Origin of the sequence: Asticcacaulis sp. (assembly GCF_047605585.1) — a bacterium.
In the GTDB taxonomy this organism is placed as follows: domain Bacteria; phylum Pseudomonadota; class Alphaproteobacteria; order Caulobacterales; family Caulobacteraceae; genus Asticcacaulis.
Genome location: NZ_JASGFK010000002.1, coordinates 635,492 through 651,007, shown reverse-complemented (window position 1 = coordinate 651,007; position 15,516 = coordinate 635,492). Strand labels below are relative to the sequence as shown.

The 15,516-nt window shown below is 54.0% G+C and carries 9 protein-coding genes; 7 read left to right on the top strand and 2 right to left on the bottom strand.

Features of this window, described 5'->3' with window-relative positions:
• Positions 1 to 15 precede the first annotated feature (15 nt).
• A complete protein-coding gene (locus tag QM647_RS08800) occupies positions 16 to 1,125 on the top strand; it encodes a Fic family protein (protein ID WP_414995133.1) in 1,110 nt (369 codons plus the stop codon).
• 162 nt (positions 1,126 to 1,287) lie between these two features.
• On the opposite strand, the gene QM647_RS08795 is transcribed toward QM647_RS08800, so the two are convergent.
• Complete coding sequence (locus tag QM647_RS08795; protein WP_414995132.1) at positions 1,288 to 5,919, bottom strand: hypothetical protein; 4,632 nt, start codon at positions 5,917 to 5,919, stop codon at positions 1,288 to 1,290.
• A 235-nt stretch (positions 5,920 to 6,154) separates the two neighbouring features.
• Positions 6,155 to 8,569, bottom strand: coding sequence for a DUF4238 domain-containing protein (locus QM647_RS08790; RefSeq protein ID WP_414995131.1), 2,415 nt, complete (start codon positions 8,567 to 8,569; stop codon positions 6,155 to 6,157).
• A 268-nt stretch (positions 8,570 to 8,837) separates the two neighbouring features.
• Here QM647_RS08790 and QM647_RS08785 point away from each other — a divergent pair, with 268 nt between their 5' ends.
• From QM647_RS08785 to QM647_RS08760, 6 genes are all read left to right on the top strand, one after another.
• A complete protein-coding gene (locus tag QM647_RS08785; protein ID WP_414995130.1) occupies positions 8,838 to 9,344 on the top strand; it encodes an antirestriction protein ArdA in 507 nt (168 codons plus the stop codon).
• Positions 9,345 to 9,935: 591 nt separating this feature from the next.
• Complete coding sequence (locus QM647_RS08780; RefSeq protein ID WP_018080099.1) at positions 9,936 to 10,274, top strand: P-II family nitrogen regulator; 339 nt, start codon at positions 9,936 to 9,938, stop codon at positions 10,272 to 10,274.
• A gap of 62 nt (positions 10,275 to 10,336) precedes the next feature.
• Complete coding sequence (glnA, locus tag QM647_RS08775; protein ID WP_414995129.1) at positions 10,337 to 11,743, top strand: type I glutamate--ammonia ligase; 1,407 nt, start codon at positions 10,337 to 10,339, stop codon at positions 11,741 to 11,743.
• A 381-nt stretch (positions 11,744 to 12,124) separates the two neighbouring features.
• Complete coding sequence (locus QM647_RS08770; RefSeq protein WP_414995128.1) at positions 12,125 to 13,528, top strand: ammonium transporter; 1,404 nt, start codon at positions 12,125 to 12,127, stop codon at positions 13,526 to 13,528.
• Positions 13,529 to 13,799: 271 nt separating this feature from the next.
• A complete protein-coding gene (locus QM647_RS08765; protein WP_414995127.1) occupies positions 13,800 to 14,501 on the top strand; it encodes a TorF family putative porin in 702 nt (233 codons plus the stop codon).
• Positions 14,502 to 14,853: 352 nt separating this feature from the next.
• Positions 14,854 to 15,504 carry a TorF family putative porin gene (locus QM647_RS08760; RefSeq protein WP_414995126.1) on the top strand — a complete coding sequence of 217 codons (651 nt, stop codon included), beginning with the start codon at positions 14,854 to 14,856 and terminating at the stop codon, positions 15,502 to 15,504.
• The last annotated feature ends 12 nt before the right edge of the window (positions 15,505 to 15,516 follow it).

Genomic DNA, 15,516 nt, shown 5'->3' with positions numbered 1-15,516 from the left:
GGATGTTTATCGATCATGATTTGGAATTGGCAGCAGGAAGATTGGCCTAATTTTCACTGGGACGAGCGTAAACTCGCCATGAGCGAGGCTGCCTTTATCGAGGGCGCGGGCGTTACCATCGGTGCGTCCAAACACCTGGCCGATTCAGACCGCCAGAACCTTAGCATTGAAATTCTCAGTCATGAGGCCGTTGATACTTCGGCTATCGAGGGCGAGCATCTTGACCGTGGGAGTGTCCAGTCCTCCATCCAGCGTCAGCTAGGTCTTGCAGCCGACCGACGCCGCGCCACAGCCGCCGAGGCCGGTATTGCGGAAATGATGGTCGATCTCTACCGCCATCTTGCCGCACCGCTCACGGAAGAGACGATGCTGAACTGGCACCGGCAACTCATGACCGGACGTGCCGATCTTACCGACATCGGCTGCTATCGCACAGACACAGAACCGATGCAGATTGTCTCCGGCGCGATCTATGACCCGAAGGTGCATTATGAGGCCCCACCCTCGGCGCAAGTTCCCGCCGAAATGATACGCTTCCTTGATTGGTTCGCTCGGACGGCTCCAGGTGGCGAACGACCGTTGCCCGCTGTCACTCGCGCCGGCATTGCTCACTTGTGGTTTGAAAGCATCCACCCGTTCGAGGATGGTAATGGTCGGATCGGCCGCGCCATCGCTGAAAAAGCGCTGGCCCAGGGCCTATCCATTCCGGTCATTACTGGCATGGCCGGAACCCTGCTGAAACATCGCAAGGACTATTATGCGGCGTTAGAACGCGCCAGTAAAACCCTCGATATCACCGATTGGCTAATCTGGTTTGCCGACAAGACCATAGAATCGCAACAGCGCACACTCGCCCAGATCGAATTTATCCTGGCCAAATCCCAGATGTTCGGGCGCCTGCGCGGCAAACTCAACACCCGGCAGGAAAAAGCCCTGCTACGTATGTTCGCGGAAGGGCCGGATGGTTTCAAGGGGGGGCTCAGCGCCGCCAACTACATGAGCATCACTGGGGCACCATCCGCAACCGCCACCCGCGACCTTACAGCATTGGTCGAAATGGAAGCGTTGATCCGAACGGGTGAACGCAAATCGACACGATATTCCCTGCTAAAGACTGTTGGGTAATTAAAAACAACGATGCAAGCGAAACACCTATCGAACATACTCCATCGATACTCTTTCGGGGCGGAAACAGCCACACCGCAGGAACCTAATTATGGATGCGCGGTTCACCGCTCGCTGTTTAATGCTCTACGTTTGACGCCCGCTTCGTGAGCCACCGAGTGGTCAAATGGACAAATATAATCCATGCGGAACATTCATGGCGAAAAGCTTTTCCGACCGTTTTTTGTTCCATTTCTCGATACGTTTTTTGATGCCGTCTGTGAGCAGTGGTTCAAACCGCCGAATGATTTTGCCGGTTCGTGGGAATTCGGCCTCCCATAAATCGTATCGAAAATCGATGATCTTGTGAAAGAGCGTGCTGTAACGCCAATAATCCTGCGATTCATCGGCCTTGCACATCAAATCGAACCAGTGCCGAGCCCACATGTTGCGCTCGTAGGCATATTGGGCGGCACGGGCAGCATCGCCGACCAATCCTTTTTGTGCAACATAGCGCTCGATGGTTTCGGCAGCGAAGATATTATTGTCGAGGAAACCACATACCGTCACGGCGCGAGCGACGACGACAGGCACGTCGCTGGTGAGCGCTTCTTTGATGTATTCCAAAAGGAAGCCAAGCTTTCCGGCCATTAGCGCCGCAGCTATTTCTTCCGCAATTTCATGGTTGCTTGCGGCTTGGCTCAACCGGCTCGTTCGCAGACCATCCATCACCGCATTGTCGGCGGCACTCCAGACGTATACGGTCTGCGCCGGAATTTTTGCCGTACCGTAGGTCAGTTTAAGAATTTCTAAGCTGGGGCCCAGTTGTTCGAAGAGGCGCAACGCTTTCTCCGGCGCGCCGCCTGAGATAGCATTTGCAACGGCCAGACCGATATTGCGTATTTGAGAACGTTTGCGTTCCGGCAAGTCGTTGAAGGCGTCGGCCCAGGCCAGTACGGTCGCCGGGGAAGCTTCATACGCCGCACGGATGGGCGTCCTGCCTAAATAGGTGCAAATCAGTGCCGCTTGTTGCTGCGTCATCGCTGTCAGGAACCTGTTGAACGATTCCTGCGCACGTTTTTGCCGCGCGGAATAATCCTCAGCGCTTTCATTGAACCGCTTGAACTGCTCTTCGATGCTAAGCTTTTCCTCCGGCTCGCTGATCGACAGGAAGCGGAAGCCATCGGGCTTCTTAGCGTTGATATTTTCTTCGGCGACCGGCGGACTGAAGGGCATGGAGGCGCAAAGTGCCTTCTGGATGGCCGTATCTAATATTCGCGCAATCCGTTGGACTGCTTCAACACCCAACGCTTTTGCCGCGTAGCCATAAAGTTCCGGTGAAATCCTTTCGATAACGTTCGCAACTGAAAGAAGGCCTAGCCGCGCCGCTTCGATCATGACTTGAGAACCGTAGAATATTTCAAGCTTGTGTTCCTGACGCTCCTTCATCGAAGCCGCCCAGCCAGTGTCAACGGCAGCCTTGATCAAGGTCGGATCTTTGAAATGGACCGCGACCTGGAAGGCGATACACCGCACGGCGTTGTCGGAATGGCTCATAAATTCGGAAATGATTTCCTGAGAGCGCGGTGAAAGTGGTGTGTCGGACGTAAGCGCGAAGCTGAGGATGGTCATCTGGTTGTCCGTGCGACTGCTTGTTCGCACGGCTTCAAACGCGGCCTCAAGCGCCTGCTCGCTCGCGGCGACAAACAGCGCTGTCGTATTCAACAGGATCGCTCCATGCGGCGGCAAGTCCATGAGCGCCGCAAGTTGCTCGCCGCCCGACAGATGTGGCATAGCGCCGAGAAGCGCAAATTGCGATGCAATCCAGTGATAACGCGACGGTTCATCCGTCTGATGCTCGGCAACTGAAAACTGGCTCGCCTTGTCCAGCAAACGCGCTATGTCGTCGGCATTCAGGATCGGAGATACGGCCTCCAGGTGGTGGACCGCCAACCGGAAGCTGAGAGCGTCCAATCCCAATATTATGTCGATTACACGTCGCTGAGTCTCGACAGCAAAGGTCGGAGCAAAACGAGCTAACCCGGTGCTCGTGTTCTCCAGCAAATGATTCTCCTGAGTTACGAAAAGCCCTCGATAAAGTTGGCTGAAGTCGGCCTTGATCAATTCCTCGACTGCCCGGGAAATGTTGTTAGGCGCAGACTCTGCCGGATCGCAAGGATCGATTTCACAGTAATTTTCGATCAACCGCCAGCCTTTACGGTAAGGCTTTAGTTCCTCCGGAAAGAGCGGTTCGGTCAACGCCTCTGCCTTACTGGCAAGGTCTTCACTGTCGATTGCTCTCCAGACATGCACCAACGTCCATAGCCCGGTACGGGAAACATCCGGCTTATCGAAAGGCGCAACGGCGGTTAGCAGTGCGTCTCGTGTGGCTATCCAGTCTTCGCGATTGAATCCGATCAAATAGTCGAAACCGTCTTCGCGCGCATGGATGCTGGAATTCAAATTTCTCCCTAAAACCCAGGAAACAAGCGAGTCAGCAAAATCCGCCAAAGGCATTCCAGCAAGCAACAGGAACGCGTTCTCGATCAAGAAGGCTGTATCAACAGCATCGTTACGCACCAAATTGCGATTTACATACTCCTGTTCTGTTGGCGTCAAAGCAGTCAGTTTTTCTGCGAGCTTCGCCGCCGCTTTTTCCTGTGCTTCTTGCTTCTCAGATTGGTCCATAGTTGGGAAGGTGCCCAAATGTGGGTCGAGCGAATGCTGACGGAGCCATTCCTTGATGTAGCGGCTGATGATCTCCCAGTTCTTGTCATACTGACGGTGACGGCGCAGCGCGGAAAGAAGCCAGTCAGTATCGCGGCGATTTTCCGCCGAAATCATCATCTGGTAAAAAGCCTGCATACACGCTGACGCCGCTACCCGACCAATTGCCGCAAATGCCGGATAAAGCGTCTGATCGGTATTCTGGAGTCTTAGATACTGCACGATCAGCGGAACACGCACTGCGTCGCTCTTTCCGGGATCGACACAGGCCACGATCATGGCGTTAAACACGACGTCAGCCGTGCGATCCAGCGCCTCTACCGGCTCTAGAATTTCCTGTAATTTGTCACTGACGTCGCGGCCGCTCGCCTCGGCATTTTCCAGTTCCCTGACCATAGCAAGACCAAGAGCCAGATTTAGCCCGTGATCCGACAACTCGTAAGAAGTCGCGTCCGGGCGTGGCTTGTAAAACTGTCCTTCCGACGCGTAGAGGAGTTCGGTGGAAAGGCTGTAGCTCGTCGTACCGGCGAAGCTCGCAATGTCAAAAAGAGTGAGATCCTCTGTTTCCTGCCGGTTGGCCTTTTCCAGCGTGGCCTCGGCATGTTTGGCGAGGCGACGGGCGAAGATATTGCTTGCCTCACCCAATCGGTCATCGAGGCTGCGGGTGTGGATGTACTCGAAAAGTAGGCGGCTGACTGAAAGCTCTTGAAAGTCGATGATCTGTGATGTGGCAAAAAGATTAAACGCTATGCCCAGGATTCTGGGGTTACGCAGCGAGGCGCGAACCTCTCCGGATATCTGGGTGGATGAAATACCCCTTTCGAGCAGGAGGGCATCCAGCTCCCCGTCTGACCATTCGGGCACGACAACCACGTTCACCGGCGCGACGATACAGCGCTCCAAATGGTCGGCGTAGAATTTCCGTCGGCTGGTAAATACCAGTTTACCTCTTATCTCGTGAAGCTCGCTGCTTGCCCCATCAAGCCATCGATGCCAATCAACACTGGTATTTTCATTTAGCCCGTCGATCCAGACAATGAGATTGGGACTGGCCTTGCTTTCTTTCCTCCAAGCCGAGAGCCGGCGTTTCCATCGTCTAGAATTGTCGTCCGACGTGTCGCCAGTCTGCGCCAGAAGACGGCCGATGAACAGGTTTTCCAGATTTTGATACGAACCAGTATCCTTTATTTCCTTTGCGGGAATAATGATGACAAGCGGCCGCTTTGGCAGCGCCATAACGCTCTGTGCAAGCGACCAGGATTTGCCACATCCTTCGTCGCCTATGATGGCGAGAATAGAGTCGTCGGCGACTTGTAGTTGCGCCATCAAGGCACCTGTGACCTCCTCACGCGGCAACACGGGCATGCCGACATCGGCCAGGGGCGTCAGCATCTGCCCTAACAATTGCTTTGATCGCCGCTTATCCGAAAACACACCCTCCAGCCATCGGCGGTTCGATTTAAGAGCGAGGCTTAATCCAACCGTGGGACCGCGCAACTCGGCCTTGATGTGTTCGAAACGTGCGAAAAATTCAGAATGTAGCGCAATCGCTTTTAGAGCATTTTCAGCACCGGCAATCAGCACCTTATCCTTAAGATTCTTGCGCAGGAACGCCAGGGTCGAATCCTTTGCGGCGACACAGGCAATGGCCAGCCGGGGTAAAGTGTTCGCTTCCCAATCCAGTATCAGTATCGGCAGGCCCAGTTTTTCGGCAAGACTACTGATGGTATCCGCCAATTGTTTGCTGATGGGAATTGTTGCCCCCAAAACCCACAAGTCAGTACTTCCTTTTGCACCAACCTCTCCCACCTTGGAAATGACATCAATCTTATTGATGGTACCTGTGTAAAGCTTAGCTTCGAAAGCTATTTCGCTCTTGGAATGAATCGCCCCACCATCGAGACCATGCTGCGAGCCGGAGGCCGCCAGACGAAATTCCTCTCCCGAAATGGTTCCCAGCACAACCGCGATGAGCCCCTCGAAGCCGTCTGCACCTGTGGCCTTTAAGGCCACAAGAGCGCGCAGAAGGATGTCCAAAGAAGCCTCGATAATGTTGGCGTCCGTCGCTTCAATGTCAGTTTGATTCATGCCCCAACCATTGCAGGTTTCTTTCGTAGTTCAAGATCGCCCGAGAGAATACCCCATACGCAGATTAAAGTTGAGCTGCATTAGGAGCTTTGCCCCTCGGCGGGAGCCAGGGTTGCATGACGCTACCCATTCCTACGAGGACGATATCCCCCCCTTCATGCTCAACCCTGTGATATCAGTGCCATCGGCTTCTATTTTAAGAGCGCGGAAGAATAAGGTCGAGTTGACGTATCAACTATCGTCTGATGTGAAAGGCTCCCGGAACACTTCGCAAATAAATCTCAGAATTCGACATCAATAAAAGGCGGTTGACGGTATTATCTTGGATGCCCCCAGCGGGAAAAATGCACGCCATTTCGGCTCTGCTATCATTACCTACCTCCCGCTCGATGAACTTTTGAGCGGCGGCATGGGTGCGGTTGAACATCGCGTTGAGGCTAGCTTCGACATTTGGCTTTGGGCCGCGCTCTTCGAGGGAACCTAGGTATTTGCATGCGGCTCCAAAAAGTTTGGGATAAGCTGCGACCAACCTATTGGCGGCGATACCTTCCATGCGTGTTGTATCGTGGGGGAAGGCAAATGTAGAAGCGGCGACGCTTTTGGAAAGCGCGGGCAGGTTTGGCGGCCCCATCAACAGTCGCCGGACAACGGCTCTCTCAATCTCTTTCCAGCGCAATATGTTGTCCGTGACAATGCACGCACCAGTCGCCTGCGCCAAGTACATGGCGATCTCAAAATTCGGCACCATCTTCATCATCGACATTTGCCCGCCATCGTCACCACTCGAAAGCTCCCAATCTTGCAAGGGGCAAAGCGGGTCGTTCTCTCGCATTCGTGCTCGCGCTTTGATGACGTTATCCAGTTCGTTGCCTTCAATCTCAGGCGATGTCTTCTTTATTTGAGAGCGAAGCAACTTTTCCGGCATAGACAACCAACTACGCTCCGCATCTTGCTTTGCCAGCTCGAAACCACGAGGATCCTCCCCAGGCTTAGAACGCTCCAATGCGTTGCGGTCTTTGGCCATATGCATCATTTGGTCGCGTAGGTGATAGTCAAAGTCGATCGGGTCAGGGATCAGGTTGACTAATCCTACCTCAACCAACGGCATAATATTTATGAACAAAAAGAGAGATTTGAGAAATTCTTGCCTATATGCCGACGGATGTTCAATTGGGCTGAATTTTTTATTCATCACTCCGGCGTGGATGAACGGATGTTGGATGATTAGTTCGCCAAAATACAAACAAGCGCCAAATGCGAAGTCCGTCATCGCTTGTGGATGCATGTTGCCGGTATAGACGCCCCGGAAATTACCATCTGGCTTTGGAAGGAGTTGAAACAAGTCCGTCTCTAGGGGCCAAAGTCCCTCGTACAGGTGGTAAATTAGACTGATTTTTTCATCAGTTAATTCGCGGCGTACTGTCAACCAGTCTTTGCTTGCGTCAAGTTCAAGCACGTTGCCGATGCCGTTCAAAAACATTAAGTTCCGCTCGCGGATACTGCGAGCCGACCAAGTTGGACGCAACGCAACAGGCTTCTGTTGGCAGCAGTCGGCATATGCCCGCCCAGACCCACAACCGCATTCATCGCGGGGGCGCAATGGTTTCTGGGGAACCTCCTTTTTAAGAAACTCTCGCTCTTTTTCGCTCCTGCCAAATTCATCCTGATAATGAACTTCACCGCTTTCGTATTTGACGAACATTTCACCGCCAAATCTCCACAGTTCGCTCTCAGGCGGAAGTAAGGTCTTGCGAAGTTCTGGCCATGGTACAGTGTTTTGCTCAGGGTAAAGCCAATCCTTATTTTCACCAGCGATATAACGGCTGGCACGTGCTTTAAGGATATAGTTGATTTGGCGAACTTCTTCGTCCGTCAATTTGCGCGTCCGAATAAAAGCGTCCGTCCTCGTCAGCGCGGAGTGATACTTTCGTGCAAATGTACGTTTTTCGAGAGGATTGCAGTCCGGGTTTTTTGCATATTCAAGATTGGTCAGTATGAGGCAAAAATTTCGGTTCAAAGGGAATATGGTCTGCGACCCTTTTTGGGTAATTGACGGGTCATTAGGGTAGTTATTTTCTTTGGCTTCAGGGGAAATTCCATGATTGTAAATAGTCACAGGATGGTCCGTGACGATGAATTTAACAGCCGCATCTTCAGCGGAAACAATCTCACGCACGCCACCGGCCCAAATCGAGCAGTGCATCATTCGGATGCCTTGCATCTCGACCATTAGGTCATTCTGGTCGAGTGAAGGATATTCGCCTTTAAGCCAGTCTAGCCCTTTTGGTGTTCGGAGCTTTTGAATATCCATAAACTCGAATAGCGTTTGGAAATGGCGATGCCATTCGGCTACGTCACTTCCTTGAAATGCTCTAACGGCGCGAGCTCCTCGGGTATCAATGTCCCCGAAAAGGCGCCGCTCGATTTCGTCGTTCACGGTCGTTCCGAAGAACGTCGAATACAAATCTCGCTGAACAAAGCATCGTGTTGTGGTTGACTTGAATAGACCATTAACTTTTTTGGTGCGCCCATCCGGCAGGCGGCGCATGGGCGGCATTATGTCAAGATAGTTATAGGAATCGCGCCCTGGCTCAAAAAATCCCTGTTGATACCATTGCGGTACATAGTGGTTATTTCTAGTGGGTGTCATAATGCCTTGCTTATACCTAGTCGCTTTCTCGCGCAATGATTGCGCTTTTGCGACGTTAGGCCCGCGTAATATTCACAACTAGGGGCGTTGCCCCACGCGCCCGCAAGGGTCTGCGATGAACGGCGTATGGCCACACCCCCAACCTTCCTCGCTGGCGCTCATGCAGGCCGGGCGATCCCCCTCGGCCATGCGCCGCCCTTGCAGTTGCTACCCCCACCCTCGGCGGGAGCCAGGGTTGCATGACGCAACCCATTCCTACGAGGACGATATGACCATCCTTCATGCTCAACCCTATGATATCAGCGCCACCGGCTTCTATTTTAAGAGTTCGGAGGAATATGCTGACCATGCCGCTAGGGCGGTGAATGCCTTCGGCCAGCCGGTCGAAGAATTTGAAATCCAATTCATCGATGGTGACGGGATCGACTGCTATCTGTTTGGCGCGTTGGGCGTCCACCAAGGGGACGTGCAGGCTTTCTTTGAAGCCGTGGAAGAATGGGCGGACGATGACAAAATCCGCGTCATCATCGCTGTCAGTGAAGTGGGCTATCGTTTCGACCTGGGCCGCGACAATCCGAGCCGAATCGATCTTGATCTATATGAGTGCGACAGCCTGCGCGATCTGGCTGTGCTGTTTATAGACGACGGGCTGTTCGGGGAAATCCCTGCCGCCATCGCCCACTATCTTGATTATGAGGCCATTGCCCGCGATTTGAGCATGGACTACGCCCAAACCACCGTTGACGGCGCCAGCTATATCTATCGGTGTGACTGAGAAGCGGGGCGTTCAGCCCGTGTCCAATCCCGTTTTGGGCACAGTTTTGGACACATAAAAAATCAAAATTCTTGCAAATAGCTGATTTTGTGATATTTTTTAAGCGTTCAATCAGAACCTAAACCCAGTGCGTCTACCAGTTCCGCCACATCCGCATGTGCCAGTTCGTTGCCACCCCGAACGCCTGAGGACGCAGGTCCGAGGAGGCGCTGTCTGACGGAAAGCACCGCTGCCGTCAAGTCCGTCATCAAAACGATACAAAATTATACGACACTGCAGCGCAGCATTTTGGTTGCAAATAAAGAGCTTTTGATTGCAAATTCCTTGCAATGGAAACCACTTCTCTACCAAAGAGCGATTTCACCTGTCGAGTCGGGTAAATTTTCTCTTTATATGTGGTCAAATCGCGTTAAAACGCATTTTCCTTTTGAATTTCGCGACACCTGCCGGTAAAGGCAGCGACACCCACCGTTCACGTATCGTAAGCAAGTTTTACAGCCATGTGAGTTCGTGTGCCGGAAATGCGCTTGCATTCTTGCGCAATGCAAACAAGTTACGGGACTGAACGGTCTACAGTTTTATGGATTGCTCATGAAAAAGATAGAAGCCGTCATCAAACCCTTTAAGCTCGACGAAGTGAAGGAAGCCCTTCAGGAAATCGGCGTACAAGGCATGACCGTTCTGGAGGCCAAGGGATATGGTCGTCAGAAAGGCCACTCGGAACTCTACCGCGGGGCCGAATACGTTGTTGATTTTCTGCCGAAGATCAAGATCGAACTGGTTGTTGCCGATGACCTCGCGCCCGCCGCCCTGGAAGCCATCCAGACGGCAGCCCGCACGGGCAAGATTGGTGACGGCAAGATTTTTGTGAGCGATGTCCTCGACGTCGTCCGCATCAGAACCGGGGAATCCGGCCCGCAGGCGGTTTAATCACCGCCGGCGGCACCACCCTCCCCACACTTTAAAATTACAGGCTTAATGGGGCGTCAAATATGACATCTGCAGACATTCTCAAGCTCATCAAGGAAAAGGACGTCAAGTATGTCGACGTTCGTTTCACCGACGTGCGCGGCAAAATGCAACACGTGACCTTCGACATCGATCTCGTCGATGACGACTTCCTGAATGACGGCACCATGTTCGACGGTTCGTCGATCGCCGGCTGGAAGGCCATCAACGAATCCGACATGAAGCTGCGTCCGGACCTGAAGACGGCCTATATCGACCCCTTCTATCAACAGACCACGCTGTTCGTGTTCTGCGATGTCGTGAACCCCGATACCAACGAGCCCTATAACCGCGACCCGCGCTCGATCGCCAAGAAGGCCCTGGCCTATACGCAATCGGCCGGCGTTGGCGACACCGTCTATTTCGGCCCGGAAGCCGAATTCTTTATGTTCGACGACGTTCGCTGGTCGATCTCGCCGGACAACACCGGCTACGCCTTCGACTCGACCGAACTGCCGCACAACTCGGCCAAGGTCTATCCGGAGGGCAATATGGGCCATCGCCCTGGTCCGAAGGGTGGCTACTTCCCCGTCAACCCGGTTGACTCGGCGCAGGACCTGCGCGGCGAAATGCTGGCCGTCATGGGCGAACTCGGCATGGAACCGGAAAAGCACCACCACGAAGTGGCGCCGGCCCAGCACGAACTCGGCCTGAAGTTCTCGGACATGCTGACCATGGCCGACCGTACCCAGCTCTACAAGTACGTCGTCCAGAACGTCGCCCACGCCTACGGCAAGTCGGTGACCTTCATGGCCAAGCCGATGTTCGGTGACAACGGTTCGGGCATGCACGTTCACCAGTCGATCTGGAAGAACGGCAAGCCGCTGTTTGCCGGCGACAAGTACGCCGGTCTGTCGGATCTCTGCCTGTGGTACATCGGTGGCATCATCAAGCACGCCAAGGCCATCAACGCCTTCTCGAACTCGACGACCAACTCCTACAAGCGCCTGGTGCCGGGCTATGAAGCTCCGGTCAAGCTGGCCTATTCGGCCCGCAACCGTTCCGCTTCGATCCGTATTCCGTGGGTGTCGTCGCCGAAAGGCAAGCGCCTGGAAGCCCGCTTCCCGGACCCGATGGGCAACCCCTATCTGACCTTCACCGCCCTGCTGATGGCTGGTCTCGACGGTATCGAGAACCGCATCGATCCGGGCGCTCCCGCTGACAAAAACCTGTATGATCTGCCGCCGCAAGAGCAAAAGAACATTCCGGAAGTCTGCGGTAGCCTGCGTGAAGCCCTGGAAAACCTCGACAAGGACCGCGCTTTCCTCAAGAAAGGCGGCGTGATGGACGACGATTTCATCGACTCCTACATCGAACTGAAGATGGAAGAAGTGATGAATTTGGAACTGCGTCCGCATCCGATCGAATTCGAGATGTACTACAAGTGCTAAGATAAGTTTCAGCCGTAACGGCTTGAAACTAAAGACTTACAGGCCACCCATACCGGGTGGCCTGTTTGCTTTCTGCTACACGTGCGAACAAGAATTTATTTCGAAAATTGTATTACATATTTTAGTTTCATTTGAAATTACAATAGTTTCACATGAAACCATATTAAAAACCAACCATTTCCGATCATTCCCGCCATTTTCGACACATAAATGACGCAAGCGCGACCATCTGCCTCGTTGACGCTTCGTTAACCCCACAAACCTCTTTGCGATACTTTGAAGTCACTGCACTGTGAGCAGGTGCAATATCCGCTATCCAAGGGGGATACTTTGAAAACGTGGATTAAATTAACGAGAGCGCTCGCCGCGGCGGCTGCCCTCATGCTGACGGCACCCGTCGCCAGCCATGCCCTGGCTCAGGAGTCGGCTGCGGCCTCTGCTGAAGCCGTAACCTCCGAAGCGGCTTCCGCTGCGGAATCGACCGCCGCCTCGGAAGCGACCGAATCCGCCGCCCCGGCGCCGGTTTTGCTGGCTTCCCAGAAAGCCCTTGCGCTTAGCCAGGCGGATACAACCTACCTCATCTTCTGTACCGCTATGGTGCTGATGATGACCCTGCCCGGCCTGGCCCTGTTCTACGGCGGTATGGTCCGTCGCAAGAACATCATCGCCACGGTCACCCAATCGGTCGCGGTGACCTGCGTGGTCGCCATCGTCTGGTGGGTTGTCTCCTACTCGATGGCCTTCGGCACCGTCTCCACCGCCATGTTCGGCATTCCCGCCGAAACGCTGAACAAGTTCTTCGGCGGTTTCGACAACTTCATGCTCAAGGCGGTTCGCCCGGATACGGCTTATGGCGCCACGGCAGCGGTTCCGGAATACACCTGGATTTCCTACCAGATGACCTTCGCCATCATTACGCCCGCCCTGATCACGGGTGCGTTTGCTGAGCGCGTGAAGTTCTCCGGCCTGTTGCTGTTCATGATCCTGTGGTCGATCCTGGTCTATGCCCCGATCTGTCACATGGCCTGGGGCGGTGGTATCATGTCGCAAATCGGCGTGCTCGATTTCGCCGGTGGTGCGGTCGTTCACTGTAACTCTGGTGTCGCCGGTCTTGTGGCCGCCATCTTCCTCGGTCGCCGTAAGGGCTACGGCACGGACTCCATGCCGGCAAATAACCCGATCTACATCATGATCGGCGCCGCTCTGCTGTTCGTTGGCTGGATCGGCTTCAACGCCGGTTCCGAATGGACAGGTGACGCCGTGGCCTCCGTCGCCCTGCTCAACACCCTGCTGGCGACCTGCGTGGCTGGTGTGTCCTGGAAAGTCGTTGAATGGATCTTCCGCGGCAAGCCGTCGCTGATCGGTATCCTTTCGGGTATGGTTGCCGGCCTCGTCGTCATCACTCCGGCCTGCGGTTTCGTCAATCCGACCGGTGCGATGATCTGCGGCCTGCTGGCTGGTCCCGCCTGCTACTTCTCGGCCGTCTGGATCAAGAAGCTGCTCGGTTACGACGACTCCCTGGACGCCTTCGGCATCCACGGCGCCGGCGGCTTCCTCGGCGCTGTCCTGACTGGCTGGCTGGCCGATCCGACGATCAACTCGCTGGGCGAAGGCCACTCTGTCATGAAGCAGCTTATCGGTCTGGGCATCACTATCGCCTGGTCCGCTGTCGGCACCTTCATCATCCTTGTTATCTGCAAGTTCACGACGGGTCTCCGCGTGACGGCTGAGCAGGAAGAAGCCGGTCTCGACTCCTCGCTGCATGACGAAGTGATGGATCACTAAGTACCTAATCTCAATCAGTTGCACAAAAGAGACGGAGCGTCGTAAGGCGCTCCGTTTTCTTTTAAGAATTCGCCTGTGGATAAGCAAATTTGGCTTACCAGGCGCGGTAAGTGCAGAAATATCACTGTTAATTGTTTTATGGTCACAGCCGCTTGGAAGGACTGTCACAAATCTGTAACCTGATTTCGCGCCATAATATTTCCAACCATAATTGGCGCGGGAAACGTCTCGGATGGGGTTTGGCACACAAACTCACTCTGAGGACATAAAAATGAAAAACATGCTCCTGGCCGCATCGGCCATCTTCGCCATCACCGCTCTTGCCGGTTCGGCCTCCGCCACTGATTTCGCCGGCGGCACCATCAGCTACAATGTCGGCGTTACCAGCGACTACGTCTTCCGCGGCGTTTCGCAATCGTCGACTGAATCGAACCTGCCGGCTATCCAGGGCGGCGTCGATTATAGCCACGGCCTGTTCTACGTCGGCGCTTGGGCGTCCAACGTAAAGTGGGACTACTCCAAGGGCACCAAGGACCTGGAAGTTGACGTCTATGGCGGCGTGAAGCCGACCTATAAGGACTTCAACTTCGACTTCGGCCTTTACACCTATAACTATGGCACCAAGGAACTGGATTTCTCGGAAGTGAAGGCTGCCGTCAGCCACCCGCTCTTCAAGGGCACGATCGGCGCAGCCTTCTATGACAATGTCACCTGGGCCGAGTCGGGCTATTATGAAGTCAACGGCTCCTACCCGCTGACCGACAAGCTCAGCCTGTCTGGGGCTGTTGGCGAATCGGCACTCTTAGGCTCCAAATATTCGACGGCAAATCTCGGCGTGACTTATGCCATTTCGCCGGCCCTTTCCCTGGATGTTCGCGCTTCGGATACCAACGTCCCCGAGGCAAAGGTATATTCGCCGTACAATCGCCCTTACAAACCACGCGTGGCCGTCACCCTGAAGGCAAGCTTCTAGTCAATGGTATGCGGAGGCCGCGTTTTCGGATGCGGCCTCCGTTTTTTTAGCATGCGCCGAAAATTTCTGCGGCTATTTCATGATTTAATTGACTTTTTGATTTCAGAATTATGACAGCCCGTTTTTCGCCAGATAAAATATGGTGTTTCAGGTGATACAAAGGCGTTTTCGAGACGATTAAATCATTGAAACGAACGTGGTAAATATACATCAAAGCGTTGCTAAATGACATGAGGGGACTTTGCTCATGCCAAAAACTTGCTACATTAATCATGGTTTTACCGAACGTAACGCAAATCCTCCTGAGCCGAACGTAATCAACCGGCACCAACAACTAAATTGGGATATGATCATGAAAAAGACTCTTCTTGTCGCCGCTGTCGCCATCAGCGCACTCTTCGCCGGCGGGGCTGCAATGGCTCAAGACGATGCCGGCAGCCTGAGCTACAACATCGCCGTCACCAGCAACTATGTCTGGCGCGGTGTGACCCAAACGAACAACAATGCTGCGCTGCAAGGCGGTATCGATTACAAGAAGGGCCTGTTCTATGCCGGCGCCTGGATGTCGAACGTCGATTTCGACTATGGTGATAACGGTGCCGACACCGAACTCGACCTGTATCTGGGCCTGACTCCTACCGCTGGCGACTTTGCCTTCGATTTCGGCGCCATTGCCTACACCTATCCGGGTTCGGGCGGCGACGTGATCAGCGAGCTGAAGGCTGGCGTCAGCCACCCGATGGGCAAGGGCACGATCGGCGCCGTCATGTACCTCGACACCGATACCCTCGAAGATCCGTACTATGAAGTTAATGCGTCGTATCCGCTGACCGACAAGTGGTCCGTTTCGGGCGCCCTGGGCAACTACGAAATGTACGGCTACACCACCAAGAACATCGGCGTTACCTACGCCATCAACAAGACCCTGGGTCTGGACCTGCGTTGGGCTGATGCCTCGAAGCAACCCTCAACCTTCGCCGCCACGATCAAGGCGTCGTTCTAATATTTCAAGATT